Source organism: Streptomyces curacoi (genome assembly GCF_001513975.1).
Lineage (GTDB): Bacteria > Actinomycetota > Actinomycetes > Streptomycetales > Streptomycetaceae > Streptomyces > Streptomyces curacoi.
Map to the genome: position 1 here is coordinate 212,404 of NZ_KQ947991.1, position 15,187 is coordinate 227,590.

At 70.8% G+C, this 15,187-nt stretch carries 14 protein-coding genes and 2 pseudogenes; 7 read left to right on the forward strand and 9 right to left on the reverse strand.

The window, feature by feature from the left end; translation table 11 throughout:
* Positions 1-31: 31 nt before the first annotated feature.
* The 3 genes from AQI70_RS26865 to AQI70_RS26875 form a co-directional block, all read right to left on the reverse strand.
* Positions 32-859 carry an alpha/beta fold hydrolase gene (locus AQI70_RS26865; RefSeq protein WP_244181858.1) on the reverse strand — a complete coding sequence of 276 codons (828 nt, stop codon included), beginning with the start codon at positions 857-859 and terminating at the stop codon, positions 32-34.
* A gap of 190 nt (positions 860-1,049) precedes the next feature.
* Positions 1,050-2,480 carry an argininosuccinate lyase gene (argH, locus tag AQI70_RS26870; protein WP_062154489.1) on the reverse strand — a complete coding sequence of 477 codons (1,431 nt, stop codon included), beginning with the start codon at positions 2,478-2,480 and terminating at the stop codon, positions 1,050-1,052.
* A 107-nt stretch (positions 2,481-2,587) separates the two neighbouring features.
* Complete coding sequence (locus tag AQI70_RS26875; RefSeq protein ID WP_062154491.1) at positions 2,588-3,781, reverse strand: argininosuccinate synthase; 1,194 nt, start codon at positions 3,779-3,781, stop codon at positions 2,588-2,590.
* A 208-nt stretch (positions 3,782-3,989) separates the two neighbouring features.
* Here AQI70_RS26875 and AQI70_RS26880 point away from each other — a divergent pair, with 208 nt between their 5' ends.
* From AQI70_RS26880 to AQI70_RS26905, 6 genes are all read left to right on the forward strand, one after another.
* Positions 3,990-4,853, forward strand: coding sequence for a hypothetical protein (locus tag AQI70_RS26880; protein ID WP_062154493.1), 864 nt, complete (start codon positions 3,990-3,992; stop codon positions 4,851-4,853).
* 134 nt (positions 4,854-4,987) lie between these two features.
* Complete coding sequence (locus AQI70_RS26885) at positions 4,988-5,575, forward strand: pyridoxamine 5'-phosphate oxidase family protein (protein ID WP_062154941.1); 588 nt, start codon at positions 4,988-4,990, stop codon at positions 5,573-5,575.
* Positions 5,576-5,578: 3 nt separating this feature from the next.
* Positions 5,579-6,280 (forward strand): L,D-transpeptidase family protein, encoded by a 702-nt coding sequence (locus AQI70_RS26890; RefSeq protein ID WP_062154495.1) that lies wholly within the window; start codon positions 5,579-5,581, stop codon positions 6,278-6,280.
* A 110-nt stretch (positions 6,281-6,390) separates the two neighbouring features.
* Complete coding sequence (locus tag AQI70_RS26895; protein ID WP_062154497.1) at positions 6,391-7,773, forward strand: ferredoxin reductase family protein; 1,383 nt, start codon at positions 6,391-6,393, stop codon at positions 7,771-7,773.
* A 49-nt stretch (positions 7,774-7,822) separates the two neighbouring features.
* A complete protein-coding gene (locus AQI70_RS26900) occupies positions 7,823-8,593 on the forward strand; it encodes an FMN-binding protein (RefSeq protein ID WP_062154499.1) in 771 nt (256 codons plus the stop codon).
* Positions 8,586-9,389 (forward strand): FAD:protein FMN transferase, encoded by an 804-nt coding sequence (locus AQI70_RS26905; RefSeq protein ID WP_244181859.1) that lies wholly within the window; start codon positions 8,586-8,588, stop codon positions 9,387-9,389. The genes AQI70_RS26900 and AQI70_RS26905 overlap by 8 nt, the downstream gene beginning before the upstream one ends.
* A 108-nt stretch (positions 9,390-9,497) precedes the next feature.
* On the opposite strand, the gene AQI70_RS26910 is transcribed toward AQI70_RS26905, so the two are convergent.
* The 6 genes and pseudogenes from AQI70_RS26910 to AQI70_RS40380 form a co-directional block, all read right to left on the reverse strand.
* Positions 9,498-10,052, reverse strand: coding sequence for an arginine repressor (locus tag AQI70_RS26910; protein WP_062154500.1), 555 nt, complete (start codon positions 10,050-10,052; stop codon positions 9,498-9,500).
* Between the two features lie 19 nt (positions 10,053-10,071).
* Positions 10,072-11,268 (reverse strand): acetylornithine transaminase, encoded by a 1,197-nt coding sequence (locus tag AQI70_RS26915; protein ID WP_062154503.1) that lies wholly within the window; start codon positions 11,266-11,268, stop codon positions 10,072-10,074.
* Positions 11,265-12,173 (reverse strand): acetylglutamate kinase, encoded by a 909-nt coding sequence (gene argB, locus AQI70_RS26920; RefSeq protein ID WP_062154505.1) that lies wholly within the window; start codon positions 12,171-12,173, stop codon positions 11,265-11,267. Before argB ends, AQI70_RS26915 begins: the two co-directional genes overlap by 4 nt.
* Positions 12,170-13,321 (reverse strand): bifunctional glutamate N-acetyltransferase/amino-acid acetyltransferase ArgJ, encoded by a 1,152-nt coding sequence (gene argJ, locus AQI70_RS26925; protein ID WP_062154507.1) that lies wholly within the window; start codon positions 13,319-13,321, stop codon positions 12,170-12,172. Before argJ ends, argB begins: the two co-directional genes overlap by 4 nt.
* On the reverse strand, positions 13,318-14,346 hold the full coding sequence (gene argC, locus AQI70_RS26930; protein ID WP_062154509.1) for an N-acetyl-gamma-glutamyl-phosphate reductase: 1,029 nt from the start codon (positions 14,344-14,346) through the stop codon (positions 13,318-13,320). Before argC ends, argJ begins: the two co-directional genes overlap by 4 nt.
* 77 nt (positions 14,347-14,423) lie before the next feature.
* Positions 14,424-14,636: pseudogene (locus tag AQI70_RS40380) on the reverse strand (aminoglycoside phosphotransferase); the annotation flags it as partial.
* Between AQI70_RS40380 and AQI70_RS26935 the strand changes: the two are divergent.
* Positions 14,575-15,185, forward strand: a pseudogene (locus AQI70_RS26935) (phosphotransferase); the annotation flags it as partial. The pseudogenes AQI70_RS40380 and AQI70_RS26935 overlap by 62 nt on opposite strands.
* Between the last annotated feature and the right edge of the window lie 2 nt (positions 15,186-15,187).

Below are 15,187 nucleotides of genomic sequence, written 5' to 3' on the forward strand. Positions count from 1 at the left end.
GGCCGCCTGGGCCCGGGCGGGCGCGACCGGCTCAGCCCACACTCAGGCAGCGCGGCACGAAGGCCGGGTCGGCGGGCCCGCCGCGCCCGAGGGCGTTGAGCACCCACTGCCGCACCAGCGGGGACTTGGGCGCCTGGTCGTGCTCGGTGAGGTCGAGCGGGCAGCGGTCCTGCAGCGTCACATTGGTGACGTAGGAGGCGGGCCCGTCCAGGAAGGAGCTGGTGTACGGCAGCACGACCTCGTCGTACTCGGTGGCGATCGCCGTGTAGTCGGGGCCGACCGGGGCCTCCGGGGCGGAGTTGAGCTGCTGGAGGAAGTCCGAGCCGGCGGTCTGGTCGACGCAGGAGGGGCAGAGGGTGGCGCCGGCCACGAGGGCGAGCGGGTGGGTGGTGCCGTGGTTGGAGGGCACGATGCCGACGAGGTCGTCGACCTTGGTCGCGCCGCCCAGGAACTTGACGTAGTAGCGGGGCATCATGCCGCCCTGGCTGTGGCCGACGATGTCGGCCTTCCTGGCGCCGGTCGCGCCGAGTACGGCGTTCACGAAGTCGCGCAGTTCGGCGGCGGAGTCCGCGACCGGCGCGGTCGCCAGGTCGCCGTAGTCGAAGGAGAAGACGCAGTAACCGGCGTCCGCGAGGGCGGGCGAGAGGGTCAGCCAGTTCTCGTACGAGGTCTTGAAGGTGCCGTTCACCAGGACCACGGGCTGAGGGTGGGCCGAATCCGGCTTGCAGGACCAGTCGTTGGCGCCGGGCGGCGGAGTACCGGCGGCACTCGCGGGGGCCGGGAGACCGAGGGCGCACAGGGCGGCCGTCGCGGCGACGGCGAGGAGGCGGGCGGTTCGTCTTGTGCGTCTCGCGCGCATGATGTCCCTTTCATGCTCGACCATGATCGACCGGTGTTCGGCAATGTCGACCGGGAATCGGAATGGTTACTTCCGAGTAAGAAGAAGTCAAGGATCCGGCCAGTGGCCGAATCCTTACCGTTACCGGAGACCCGGGACAGCACGAAGGGCCCGGACGCGAGGTCCGGGCCCTTCTGACGACTGGGGAACGCTAGGCGCGCGTGGCCGTGGCCCACTCGTGCTGCGCCGCCACGTCCGCCTTCACCTCGGCCAGCTGTACGGCGACCGCGCTCGGCGCCGTACCCCCGCGGCCGTTGCGGGAGGCCAGGGCACCCGGCACGTTCAGCACCGAGCGCACCTCCGGCGTGAGGTGGGCGGAGATCTTCGCGAACTGCTCGTCCGTCAGGTCGTCGAGCTCCTTGCCCTCGGCCTCGGCGACCTTGACGCACTCGCCGGCGACCTCGTGCGCGCCCCGGAACGGAACGCCCTGCTTGACCAGCCACTCGGCGATGTCGGTGGCGAGCGAGAAGCCGGCCGGGGCCAGCTCCTCCATGCGCGCGCGGTTGACGGTGAGGGTGGCCATCATGCCGGTGAAGGCGGGGAGCAGGACCTCCAGTTGGTCGCAGGAGTCGAAGACCGGCTCCTTGTCCTCCTGGAGGTCGCGGTTGTACGCCAGCGGGAGGGCCTTGAGGGTCGCCATCAGGCCGGTCAGGTTGCCGATCAGGCGGCCCGACTTGCCGCGCGCCAGCTCCGCGATGTCCGGGTTCTTCTTCTGCGGCATGATCGATGAGCCGGTGGAGAACGCGTCGTGCAGGGTCACGAAGGAGAACTCCTTCGTGTTCCAGATGATGACCTCCTCGGCGATCCGGGAGAGGTTCACGCCGATCATCGCGGTGATGAAGGCGAACTCGGCGACGAAGTCACGGGAGGCCGTGCCGTCGATGGAGTTGGCGGCGGACCCGTGCTCGAAGCCGAGGTCCTTCGCCACCGCCTCCGGGTCCAGGCCGAGGGAGGAGCCCGCCAGGGCGCCCGAGCCGTACGGCGACACGGCCGTCCGCTCGTCCCACTGGCGCAGCCGCTCGGCGTCCCGGGAGAGGGACTGGACGTGGGCCAGGACGTGGTGGGCGAAGAGGACCGGCTGGGCGTGCTGGAGGTGGGTGCGGCCGGGCATCGCCACGTCCGGGTGGGCCTCGGCCAGGCCGATCAGCGCGTCCTGGAGGTCGGCGATCAGGCCGCCGATGATCCGGGCGTGGTCCCGCAGGTACATCCGGAAGAGGGTCGCGACCTGGTCGTTGCGGGAGCGGCCGGCGCGCAGCTTGCCGCCGAGGTCGGGCCCGAGGCGCTCCAGCAGGCCGCGCTCCAGGGCGGTGTGGACGTCCTCGTCGGCGATCGTGCCGACGAAGGAGCCGTCCGCCACGTCCGCTTCGAGCTGGTCGAGCCCGGCGATCATCCGCGTCAGCTCGTCCTGCGTGAGCAGTCCCGCCTTGTGCAGCACGCGCGCGTGGGCACGCGAACCGGCGATGTCGTACGGCGCCAGCCGCCAGTCGAAGTGGACGGATGCGGACAGCTTGGCCAGGGCCTCGGCGGGACCGTCGGCGAAACGGCCGCCCCAGAGCCGTACGTCACCGCTGTTGCTGCTCACTTGCTGTGCTCCTCGGGAGGTCTGGGTGTGGCACCGCCTCCCCGTGGCGTGAACGGGGAGGCGGTCGTCAGGTTAGTGCGTTGCGGGCCCGTCGACCGGTACGGGCGCTACGCGAGGTCCCGCTTGGCGGCGATCTTCGACGACAGGCTGTAGATGTCGATGAAGCCCTTGGCGGCGGACTGGTCGAAGGTGTCGCCCGTGTCGTAGGTCGCGAGGTCGAAGTCGTACAGCGACTGCGCGGACCGCCGGCCGGTGACGACCGCGCGGCCGCCGTGCAGGGTCATGCGGATGTCGCCGGAGACGTGCCGGCCGGCCTCGTCGACGAAGCCGTCCAGGGCGCGCTTGAGCGGGGAGAACCACTGGCCGTCGTAGACGAGTTCGCCCCAGCGCTGCTCGACCTGGCGCTTGTAGCGGGCGAGTTCACGCTCGACGGTGACGTTCTCCAGCTCCTGGTGGGCGGTGATCAGGGCGATCGCGCCGGGAGCCTCGTACACCTCGCGGGACTTGATGCCGACGAGCCGGTCCTCGACCATGTCGATCCGGCCGACGCCCTGGGCGCCGGCGCGCTCGTTGAGCCGCTGGATGGCCTGCAGGGCGGTGACGGGCTCGCCGTCGACGGCGACCGGGACGCCCTCCTCGAAGGTGATGATCACCTCGTCGGGCTCGCGCGGCGTGGCCGGGTTCTGGGTGTACTCGTAGAGGTCCTCGACCGGCGCGTTCCAGATGTCCTCCAGGAAGCCGGTCTCGACGGCGCGGCCGAAGACGTTCTGGTCGATGGAGTACGGGGACTTCTTGGTGGTCGCGACGGGGAGGTTCCTGTCCTCGCAGAACGCGATCGCCTTGTCCCTCGTCATCGCGTAGTCGCGGACCGGGGCGATGCACTTCAGGTCGGGGGCGAGGGCGACGATGCCGGCCTCGAAGCGGACCTGGTCGTTGCCCTTGCCGGTGCAGCCGTGGGCGACGGTGGTGGCGCCGTGTTTGCGGGCGGCGGCGACGAGGTGCTTGACGATCACCGGCCGGGAGAGCGCGGAGACCAGCGGGTAGCGGTCCATGTAGAGGGCGTTGGCCTTGATCGCCGGGAGGCAGTACTCCTCGGCGAACTCGTCCCTGGCGTCGGCCACTTCGGCCTCCACCGCGCCGCACGCGAGGGCGCGCTTGCGGATGCCGTCCAGGTCCTCGCCGCCCTGACCGACGTCCACCGCGACCGCGATGACCTCGGCGCCCGTCTCCTCGGCGATCCAGCCGATGGCGACGGAGGTGTCCAGACCGCCCGAGTAGGCGAGTACGACGCGCTCGGTCACGGGTCTCTCCTCAGCACTGCATTGCCCTGTCATGCATGAGTATGCAGAGTTATGCATGATTCGTCAATCTCGGCCGAAGGAGTCACGGAACCGGCGTCGGGAAATTTGCGGCTCCTTTGAACGCGGGAAATCGCTTTCGCGTACCTCTCGCCGAACGCAGGCGCCGCGTTTGGCAAACAACGACCACTGACCCGAGTGAGGCATCCGCATGTCCAGGGCTCTTCCGAAGTACAACAAGCGTCGCGTCACGTTCATCGGCGGCGCGGCCGCGGTGGCGCTGTCCGGCACGGTGATCGCCGGCTTCGCCCTCGCGGGGGAGACGTCCAAGAGCAACGCGCCCAGCGCCCGCACACTGGCGAGCCCCGGCACGATCACCTGCCCGGACGTCAGGTCGAAGCTGCCCGCGGTCCCGGCCTCCGCCAAGGCCGAGGTCGACCGCAACCTCGCGCTGCTCAACACCCAGATCCGGGAGGCCAACCAGCGCCTGGTCAACACCGTCGGCCAGGGCGGACCCAACTTCGTCCAGAACGCCATCCTCGGCCCGCTGAAGGACAAGCGCGTGGCGACCGTCAACCGCATCGCCACCGCGATCGGACGTACGGCGGCCAAGCCGCAGGGCCTGGACGCGCTGGCGCCGTGCACGCTCAACGCCGCCGGGACCAACGCGGGCGGCGGCGCAAAGGCCACGCCCAGCGCGCCCGCCCAGCAGCAGGCCGGCGGAAACACCGGCAACACCGGCAACACCGGCAACACCGGCAACGGCGGCAACGCAGGCGGGGCCGGCAGGATCAGCTGCCCCGAGGTGCGCTCGAAGCTGCCCGCGGTCCCGGCCTCCGCCAGGGCCGAGGTCGACCGCAACCTCGCGCAGCTCGACACCCAGATCCGGGAGGCCAACCAGCGCCTGGTCAACACCGTCGGCCAGGGCGGACCCAACTTCGTCCAGAACGCCATCCTCGGCCCGCTGAAGGACAAGCGGGTCGCCGCCCTCAACCGCATCGAGACCGCGATCGGCCGTGCGGCGGCGAAGCCCGAGGGGCTGGAGGCGTTCGCCACCTGCACGCTCAGCAGGTGATGTGACGGCAGGCCATGGCCGCCCCGTTGGCACGCCGGCCGGGGCGGCCATGGTGATCGCGAAAGGAGCCGGCAACTCCTTGGACGGACGAATTCCTTAGACAAGCGAACGATCCGCGTTCATACTCGGTGGACGTGGGAAAAACTTACGAACGCATAGACGGCAGACTCCGCAGGTTCATCGAGGACCAGCCCCTCTTCTTCACCGCGACGGCTCCCCTGGCCGCCGACGGGACGGTCAACCTCTCCCCCAAGGGCCTCAAGGGTTCCTTCGCGGTCCTCGACGAACTCACCGTCGCCTACCTCGACTTCGCCGGTTCCACCGCCGAGACGGTCGCGCATCTGCGCGAGAACGGCCGGATCACCCTCATGTGGTGCGCCTTCCAGGGCCCGCCCAACATCGTCCGGGTCCACGGCCGCGGTGAGGCCGTCTTCCGCGACGACCCGCGGTTCAAGGAGCTGCTCGGCCACTTCCCCGACATCGACCCGTCCCTGCACGGCCTGCGCGCGATCATCGTGGTGCGGGCCGAACTCGTTCGTGACTCCTGCGGGTACGCGGTGCCCTTCATGACGTACGACGAGGACCGCGACCTGCACGGCAGGCGGTTCGCGCGCGAGGACGACGACTCGCTCAGCGCGTACTTCGCCAAGAAGGAGCACATCGCGACCAGCCTGGATGGCCTACCCGGGCTGCCGTTGCCGCTGCCTCCGTCTAGCGTCTGAGGCATGCGCCCCGGTGTCGTCGCCCTCGCCTCCGCCGCCCTGCTGGTACTCGGCGCCGCGCCGGGCGGCGGGCCGCCGCCCGAGCTGCCCGCGCGCATGGCCGACACCGGCGGCGGCACTCAGTTGATCACCGCCGTGGCGCCGGCGACCGGCTCGACGTCGGGGACGGTCACCTGGTGGGACCGGGCGGGCGCGAAGTGGGTGAAGGCGGGGTCGGCGCCGGCCCGCTTCGGGGCGAAGGGGCTGGTCGAGGGGGCCCGGCGCAAGCAGGGCACGAACACGACGCCGACGGGGCTGTACGGGCTGCCGTACGCCTTCGGCATCGAAGCGGCGCCGCGCGGTACGGCGTACGCCTACCGCCGTGTCCACCGGGACTCCTGGTGGTGCCAGGACAACGACTCCCGTGCCTACAACCGCTGGGCCGAGCCGCTGGCGCGCGACTGCCGGGCCGCCGAGTCCGAGCACCTGATCTCCTACGGGGCGCTGTACGCGTACGCGCTCGTCATCGGCTTCAACTACGAGCGCCCGGTGAAGGGGCGCGGCGCCGGGATCTTCCTCCATGTGAAGGGGCATGGGGCGACGGCCGGTTGTGTGTCGGTGCCCGAGGAGGCGATGAAGAGGATCCTCAGGTGGGCCGATCCCCGGCGCGAGCCGCACATCGCGATCGGGACGGCGAGCGGACCCACGGCGATCACCCGGTACTGAGCAACGGGCACTGAGCAAGCGGCACTGAACACACGGACCTCCCCGCACGTATCTCTGGGCCAAGGGACCACGCCCAACACGCCCCCCTTGCTCCCGTTCCCGGAGGAACCGTGACCACCACGCTCGCCGGCGGCCGTGCCGCCCGCCGCCAGACGATGCGCCGCATCCGCCCGCGCCGCTCCCCGGCCGTACCGCTGGTGATCGCCCTATGGGCGGGCGCGGCGGCGGTGCTGTGGTTGTGGTGGGACAACACACCGTCCCTGGCGGACACCGCCGCCAAGATCCTCGCCGCGGGCCGGATCACCGGACTGCTCGCCGGGTACCTCATGGCGCTCGTGGTGCTCCAGATGGCCCGTGTACCCGCCCTGGAGCGGCGCGTGGGGTCCGACCGGGTGGCGCGCTGGCACGCGATGAGCGGCCGGTACACGGTCTGCCTGGTCATCGCGCATGTCTTCCTCACGATGTGGGGCTACGCGCTCCAGGCCGGCAAGACGCTCGGCGACGTCGTCCAGCAGACGGTCGACTCGGTCAACACGCTGCCCGACATGGGCAAGGCGGCCATCGGCACCGGCCTGCTGTTCCTGATCGCGTTCCTCTCGATCGGGGGCGTCCGCCGCCGCCTCCCGTACGACACCTGGTACCACGTGCACCTGCTGACGTACGCGGCGGTGTACCTGACGTTCTGGCACCAGATCACCACCGGCAACGAGTTCGCCGTCGAGCCGGCCGCGAAGACCTTCTGGTACGGGCTGTACGGGATCGTGACCGCGCTGGTGGTCTGGTACCGGATCCTCACCCCGATCCGCCTCAACCTGCGGCACCGGATGTACGTCGAGGCGGTCATCGAGGAGACGCCGGGCATCGTGTCGGTGCTGATCGGCGGGCGCAAGCTGCACCGCATGGGGGCGGAGGCCGGGCACTTCTTCCGCTGGCGGTTCAAGGCGCCGGGCATGCGGTTCAGCTCCCACCCCTACTCGCTGTCGGCGGCACCCCGCCCCGACATGCTGCGGATCACGGTCAAGGCGATCGGCGACCACACCTCGCGGCTGCGCGAACTGAAGCCCGGCACGAAGGTGTGGGCCGAAGGCCCCTACGGCGCGATGACCGCCCAGCGCCGCAGCCGCGGCAAGGTGCTGCTGGTCGCGGGCGGGGTCGGCATCACGCCGATGCGGGCCCTGTTCGAGACACTGCCGGGCGCGGCCGGCGACATCACCCTGCTCTACCGGGCCAACAGCACCCAGGACCTGGCGCTGTGGGACGAGCTCGCGGCCATCGCCGACGAGCGCGGCGCCCGGCTGATGTACGCGGTCAACAGCCCGGACGGCGAGCGGCCGGACATCTCGGCGGAGCGGCTGCGCCAGAAACTGCCGGACATCGACAAGCACGACGTGTTCATGTGCGGGCCGGCCGGCTTCGCGCAGTCCGTGTACGAGGCACTGCGCGGCGCGGGTGTGCCCGCCCGCCGCATCCATCACGAGTCGTTCGAGATGTGAGCGACGGGACTTCACACTTCGGACGTCAACTTCAGGAGCTGTAGGAGCGATGAGGAAGAGTCACCCCATCCGGCGTGTCGTGCTGGCCGGCGCCGCCACCGTGTCCGGGATCGTGCTGCTGCTGTCGCTGAAGCCGGCGACCGACCCGGCGTCCGCACAGGCCGCCGGCGGCGCGGCGCCCCCCGTGGCAGCGCAGTCACCGCAGGGCGGCGCCCAGGCGGCCGGGTCCGGCACGGTCACCGGTGACGCGGCGCGCACCCAGTACGGGGCCGTGCAGGTGCGGCTGACCGTGAGCAACGGCAGGATCACCCAGGCGGAGGCCGTCCAGGCCCCCAAGGGCGGCCAGAGCGACCAGATCACCGCGAACGCCGTGCCCAAGCTCAACCAGGCCGCGGTCGCCGCGCAGAGCGCCGACATCGACGCCGTGTCCGGGGCCACCTACACCAGCGCCGGCTACAAGGAATCCCTCCAGTCGGCGATCGACAAGGCGAAAGCGAGCGCAGGCTCCTCCCAGAACTCCGACTCGCAAGGCTCGGGCGCCACCCAGACCCGCACCGTCACCGGCAGCGTCGCCCAGACCCAGTACGGCCCCGTCCAGGTCCGGATCACCGTCAACGGAGACAAGATCACCAAGGCCGAGGCAGTCCAAACCCCGAGCGGCGGCCAAAGCACCAACATCACCGCCAACGCCGTACCCAAACTCAACCAGGCCGCGGTCGCCGCGCAGAGCGCCGACATCGACGCGGTGTCCGGGGCCACCTACACCAGCGCCGGCTACAAGGAATCCCTCCAGTCGGCCCTGGACCAGGCCGGTGGCTGACACGGTGGCCGAGTCGGCAGAAGCTCCCGCCGCGGTGCGTCATGCGGAGGAGGTCATGGGGACGGTCTTCTCCTTCGACGTCCGCGGCGGGGACCCCGCGGCCGTGCAGTCGGCGCTGGAGGAGGCGGTCGCCGGGTTGCACCGGGTCGACGAGGTGTTCAGCACCTACCGCGACGACAGTCAGGTCTCCCGGCTGGCGCGCGGCGAGCTGACCGTCGACGAGTGCGATCCGGAGGTCGCCGAGGTGCTCGGCCTGGGCGCCGAGGCGGAGCGGACCAGCGACGGCTGGTTCAGCACGTCGTACGGCGGCCGCCTGGACCCGACGGGCATCGTCAAGGGCTGGTCGGTGGAACGCGCGGCCCGCCGCCTGGCGACGGTCCCCGGCGTGACCGGCGTGAGCGTCAACGGCGGCGGTGACGTGCAGTTGCTGGGCGTGCCGGGGGCGGAGCGGCCGTGGCGGGTGGGGGTGTCCGACCCGCTGCGCCCGGGCGGGCTGGCGGCCGTCATCTCCGCCGCCGGACTGGACGAGCTGGCGGTGGCCACCTCCGGAACGGCCGAGCGGGGCGCCCATATCGTCGATCCCCGCACGGGCCGCTCCGCGGTGACGGACCTGGTGGCGGTGACCGTGGTGACGCCTTCGGTGACCTGGGCGGACTGCTGGGCGACGGCGGCGTTCGCGATGGGGTCGCGGCAGGGGTTGCGCTGGCTGGAGTCACTGCCGGGGGTGGAGGCACTGCTGATCACGGCGGGCGACGAGGTGCGGTGCACCGGGGGGTTGGCGGCGCGGCTCGGCTGAGGTGGCGGGAACGCTCGCTACGTCAGCTGCAACGCCCTCAGGGGCGCGGGGAACTGCGCGACCAGCCACAGCTCACCCGCAGTCGGCGAACAACCGCCACCACCCCACTCAGTGGCCGTTCTGAGCCAACCGCAGCAGATGATCGGCCAAGGCCTGACCCCCCGTCGGGTTCCGGCTGATCAGCAGCAACGTGTCGTCACCGGCGATCGTGCCGAGGATGTCGTGCAGCTCGGCCTGATCAATGGCCGAAGCCAAGAACTGCGCGGCCCCCGGAGGAGTCCGCAGGACCACGAGGTTGGCCGAAGCCTCCGCGGAGATGAGCAGCTCCTGCGACAACCGCCGCATCCGCTCTTCCTTCGCCGACTCCCCCAGCGGCGCACGAGGAGTCCGGAAACCCCCCTCACTCGGCACCGCGTAGATCAGGTCACCGTCGGTGTTCCGGATCTTCACCGCGTTGAGCTCGTCCAGATCCCGGGAGAGCGTCGCCTGAGTGACGCTCAGCCCGTCATCCGCAAGAAGCTTGGCCAACTGGCTCTGACTCCGCACGGGCTGCCGGTTGAGAATGTCCACGATCCGGCGGTGACGTGCGGTGCGGGTCTGCGGGACGGCAGGCCCGGCGGCCCCGTTCGCCGCGTTCTGCCCGTGCTCCTGCGCCTGACTCATCGTCGTCTCATTCTCCGGATCATCCGTCCCCGTCGGCCTCGTCCAGGATGCCGGGAAGGGCCCGGAGAAGCGCCTCCACTTCGTCGTCACCGAGGTTCAGCGGCGGCATGAGCCGTACGACATCGGGGGCGGGCGCGTTCACCAGGAAACCGGCGTCCTGAGCTGCCTGCTGCACCTTCGCGGCGAGCGGCTCGGTGAGCACGATACCCAGGAGCAGGCCCGCACCCCGGACATAGTCGATCAGCGGGTGGCCGAGGGCCTCGATCCCGTCGCGCAACTTCTCGCTCTGCCGCTTGACGTTCTCCAGCAACCCCTCGTTCGCGATGGTGTCCAGCACGGCCAGCCCCGCGGCACACGCGACCGGGTTCCCGCCGAAGGTCGTCCCGTGGTGACCGGGCTGCAGCAGCTCCGCGGCCCGCCCGAAGGCGACCGTCGCGCCGAGCGGCAGCCCGCCGCCGAGCTGCTTGGCGAGGGTGACGACGTCCGGGAGCACGCCCTCGTGGGCCTGGTACTCGAACCAGTGCCCGGTGCGGCCGATGCCGGTCTGCACCTCGTCGAGGACGAGCAGCGCCCCCGTCGCGGCGGTGATCGCCCGCGCCGCCTTCAGATAGCCGGCGGGGGGCACCACCACACCGAGCTCTCCCTGGATCGGCTCGATGATCACCAGAGCCGTCTCCTCCGTCACCGCGGCGGCCAGCGCCTGCGCGTCGCCGTACGGCACATGGGTGACGTCACCGGGCAGCGGCAGGAAGGGCTCGCGCTTGCCGGGCTGGCCGGTCATGGCGAGGGCGCCCATCGTGCGGCCGTGGAAGCCGCCCTCGGTGGCCACCACATGCGTCCGTCCGGTCAGCCGGCCGATCTTGAACGCGGCCTCGTTGGCCTCCGCGCCGGAGTTGCAGAAGAAGACCCTGCCCTCCCGGCCGAAGAGCTGGAGCAGCCGTTCGGCGAGGGCGACGGTCGGCTCGGCCATGAAGAAGTTGGAGATGTGGCCGAGGGAGGCGATCTGCCGGCTGACGGCCTCGACGATCGCGGGGTGGGCGTGGCCGAGCGCGTTGGTCGCGATGCCGCCGACGAAGTCGAAGTACTGCCTGCCCTCGGCGTCCCAGACCTTGAGCCCCTCACCGCGCACGAGAGGGAGCCGCGGGGTGCCGTAGTTGTTCATGAGCGAGCCCTGCCACCGCTGGGCGAGCTCTGCGTTCGTCGGCTTCCCGGTCATTCGGCGTCCCCCTCTTGCGGGTCCGGCACGACCATCGTGCCGATTCCTTCGTCGGTGAAGATCTCCAGCAGGATGGAGTGCTGGACCCGGCCGTCGATGACGCGGGCGGTGGTGACCCCGCCGCGCACGGCGTGCAGGCAGCCCTCCATCTTCGGCACCATGCCGGAGCTCAACTCCGGCAGGAGCTTCTCCAGTTGGGATGCGGTGAGGCGGCTGATCACCTCGTCGCTGTTGGGCCAGTCCTCGTAGAGGCCCTCGACGTCCGTGAGGACCATGAGGGTTTCGGCGCCCAGCGCAGCAGCGAGTGCCGCAGCCGCCGTATCAGCATTGACGTTGTAGACATGTCCGTCGTCCTGGCTACGGGCGATCGACGAGACGACCGGGATCCGGCCGTCGGCCAGCAGCGCCTCGATCGCGCCCGTGTCGATGTCGGTGATCTCGCCGACCCGCCCGATGTCGACCAGTTCGCCGTCGATCTCGGGCTGGTGCTTGGTGGCGGTGATGGTGTGCGCGTCCTCGCCCGTCAGGCCGACGGCGAGCGGCCCGTGCTGGTTGAGCAGGTTGACGAGCTCGCGCTGCACCTGCCCGGCCAGCACCATCCGTACGACGTCCATGGCGTCCTCGGTGGTGACCCTGAGGCCCGCCTTGAACTCGCTGACGATGCCGTGCTTGTCGAGGGCGGCGCTGATCTGCGGGCCGCCGCCGTGCACGACGACGGGCTTGAGGCCGGCGTGGTGCAGGAAGACGACGTCCTGGGCGAAGGCGGCCTTCAGCTCCTCGTCGATCATGGCGTTGCCGCCGAACTTGATGACGACGGTCTTGCCGTTGTGCCGGACGAGCCAGGGCAGCGCCTCGATGAGGATCTTGGCCTTGGGGAGGGCGGTGTGCTTCCGCGTGGTGCTCATGACGAGTAGGCGCTGTTCTCGTGGACGTAGTCGGCGGTCAGGTCGTTGGTCCAGATGGTGGCGGTCTCGGAGCCGGCGGCGAGGTCGGCGACGATGTGCACCTCGCGGTAGCGCATGTCGACCTGCTCGCGGTCCTCGCCGACACCGCCGTTCTTGCACACCCAGACGCCGTTGATGGCGACGTTGAGCTGGTCCGGCTCGAAGACGGCCTTCGTGGTGCCGATCGCGGACAGGACGCGGCCCCAGTTGGGGTCCTCGCCGTGGATGGCGCACTTGAGGAGGTTGTTGCGGGCGATGGAGCGGCCCACCTCGACGGCGTCGTCCTCGGTCGCGGCGTTGATGACCTCGACCTTGATGTCCTTGCTGGCGCCCTCGGCGTCCCGGATCAGCTGCTGGCCGAGGTCGTCGCAGACCTGCCGTACGGCTTCGGCGAGCTCCTCGTACTCCGGGGTGACCTCGGCGGAACCGGAGGCGAGCAGCAGCACGGTGTCGTTGGTGGACATGCAGCCGTCGGAGTCGACGCGGTCGAAGGTGACCTTGGTGGCGGCGCGCAGGGCCTTGTCCAGGGTCTGGTCGTCGACGGCGGCGTCGGTGGTGAGCACGACCAGCATGGTGGCGAGGCCGGGGGCGAGCATGCCCGCGCCCTTGGCCATGCCGCCGACGGTCCAGCCGTCCTTGGTCACGACGGACGTCTTGTGGACGGTGTCGGTGGTCTTGATGGCGATGGCGGCCTTCTCGCCGCCGTGCTCGGAGAGCTGGGCGGCGGCCGTCTCGACGCCGGGAAGCAGCTTGTCCATCGGGAGCAGCACGCCGATGAGCCCCGTCGAGCAGACGGCGACCTCGATGGCGCCCCGGCCGAGCACCTCGGCGACCTTCTCGGCGGTGGCGTGGGTGTCCTGGAAGCCCTTGGGTCCCGTACAGGCGTTGGCGCCACCGGAGTTGAGGACGACGGCCGAGACCTGGCCGCTCTTCAGGACCTGCTCGGACCACAGGACGGGCGCGGCCTTCACCCGGTTGGAGGTGAAGACGCCCGCGGCGGCGCGGCGGGGCCCGTTGTTGACCACGAGGGCCAGGTCCGGGTTGCCGTTCTCCTTGATCCCGGCGGCGATGCCCGCCGCCGTGAATCCCTTTGCTGCCGTCACGCTCACGGCGCAACTCCGATCGTCGTCAGTCCGGTGGTCTCGTCGAGACCCAGGGCGATGTTCATGCTCTGGACGGCACCGCCCGCGGTGCCCTTGGTCAGGTTGTCGATGGCGCTGATCGCGATGATGCGGTTCGCGGCGGCGTCGTACGCGACCTGCACCTGAACGGCGTTCGAACCGTAGACGGACGCCGTGGCGGGCCACTGGCCCTCCGGGAGGAGGTGGACGAAGGGCTCGTCGGCGAACGCCTTCTCGTAGGCGGCGCGGACGGACTCGGCGGTGACGCCGGGCTTGGCGGAGGCGCTGCAGGTGGCGAGGATGCCGCGGGGCATCGGGGCGAGGGTCGGCGTGAAGGAGACGCGGACCCGCTCCCCCGCCGCCGCGCTGAGGTTCTGGATCACCTCGGGCGTGTGCCGGTGGCCGCCGCCGACGCCGTACGGCGACATGGAGCCCATGACCTCGCTGCCCAGCAGATGGGGCTTGGGCGCCTTGCCCGCGCCGGAGGTGCCGGAGGCGGCGACGATCACGGCCTCGGGCTCGGCGAGGCCGGCGGCGTACGCCGGGAACAGGGCGAGCGAGACGGCGGTCGGGTAGCAACCGGGTACCGCAACGCGCTTGGACCCCTCCAGCGCGGCGCGGGCACCCGGCAGTTCGGGAAGGCCGTACGGCCAGGTGCCGGCGTGCGGGGAGCCGTAGAACGTCTCCCAGTCGCCCGCGTCCTTCAGCCGGAAGTCGGCGCCCATGTCGATGATCAACACATCCGGGCCGAGCTGCTCGGCCACGGCGGCGGACTGCCCGTGCGGCAGCGCGAGGAAGACGACGTCGTGTCCGGCGAGGACGTCGGCCGTGGTCTCCTGGAGGATCCGGTCGGCCAGGGGCAGCAGGTGCGGCTGGAGCGCACCGAGGCGCTGCCCCGCGTTGGAGTTGCCGGTCAGGGCGCCGATCTCGACCTCGGGGTGCGCCAGGAGCAGACGCAGCAGTTCCCCGCCCGCGTATCCGCTCGCTCCGGCCACTGCCGCACGTACCGTCATGGAAGTCCTCCTCCTCAGAGAGCATGACTATACGTTTCCCTGCACTTTTATGCAATCGGTTATGCGGCGCCGCGGAAAGGCCGGCCCAGACGCTCCGGAACAGGGGTCTGCAAGGGAAGGAGCGGCGCTATGGCAGGCAGCAAGGTGCGCTCCTTGAGGAGCAGTTCGCCCGCGTCCTGAGTGGCCCAGGGCAGCCGGACCGCGAGGTCGTCGCCGAGCCGCCACAACTGGGTCGCCGGTGAACCCGCCGACCGCGCCCCTGCGACTCGCGGCGCCGAGGCGACCGACACCTTGGCGGCGTTTCTGGCAGCCCTGCACCGGCCCGCGCCTGACGACGCGCCCGCCGGCCGGCAGCGCCGAGGTGGCCCGCTGGCCGATGTCGACGAAGGCTTCGCGCATTCCCTCAAGGAGGCGACCGAGCGCGGGTTGATTCCCGATCCGGACGCCGTACGCGAGGTATGGGACGACGCGCTGGCCGCGCCCGACTGGGCAGGTCCGGCCCTGTGACTGCACACGGACTTGCACCCGGCGAATCTGCTGACAAGGGACGGCAACCTCTGCGGCGTGATCGACTTCGGCGACATGTGCGCGGGGGACCCGGCGTGTGACCTGGCCGCCGGCTGGATGCTGCTGCCCGACGGGGCCATCGACCGTTTCCGTCAGAGCTACCCGTCGGCCGACGCGGCGACCCTGCGGCGCGCTCGCGGCTGGGCGGTGATCAAGGCACTCGCCTGCCTGCTCATCGACGACAACGGGGTCCACGGCCGCCCGGGCGGAAAACCCACGTGGGGCCGCAGGCAGCCGCGGCCATGCGACGCCTCACCGCGACTCGACCGTAGGT

Coding starts and splice junctions, on each gene's coding strand:
- AQI70_RS26865 (WP_244181858.1), bottom strand. CDS start 859: ATGCGCGCGAGACGCACAAGACGAACCGCCCGCCTCCTCGCCGTCGCC.
- AQI70_RS26880 (WP_062154493.1), top strand. CDS start 3,990: ATGTCCAGGGCTCTTCCGAAGTACAACAAGCGTCGCGTCACGTTCATC.
- AQI70_RS26890 (WP_062154495.1), top strand. CDS start 5,579: ATGCGCCCCGGTGTCGTCGCCCTCGCCTCCGCCGCCCTGCTGGTACTC.
- AQI70_RS26900 (WP_062154499.1), top strand. CDS start 7,823: ATGAGGAAGAGTCACCCCATCCGGCGTGTCGTGCTGGCCGGCGCCGCC.
- AQI70_RS26910 (WP_062154500.1), bottom strand. CDS start 10,052: ATGAGTCAGGCGCAGGAGCACGGGCAGAACGCGGCGAACGGGGCCGCC.
- AQI70_RS26915 (WP_062154503.1), bottom strand. CDS start 11,268: ATGACCGGGAAGCCGACGAACGCAGAGCTCGCCCAGCGGTGGCAGGGC.
- argB (WP_062154505.1), bottom strand. CDS start 12,173: ATGAGCACCACGCGGAAGCACACCGCCCTCCCCAAGGCCAAGATCCTC.
- argC (WP_062154509.1), bottom strand. CDS start 14,346: ATGACGGTACGTGCGGCAGTGGCCGGAGCGAGCGGATACGCGGGCGGG.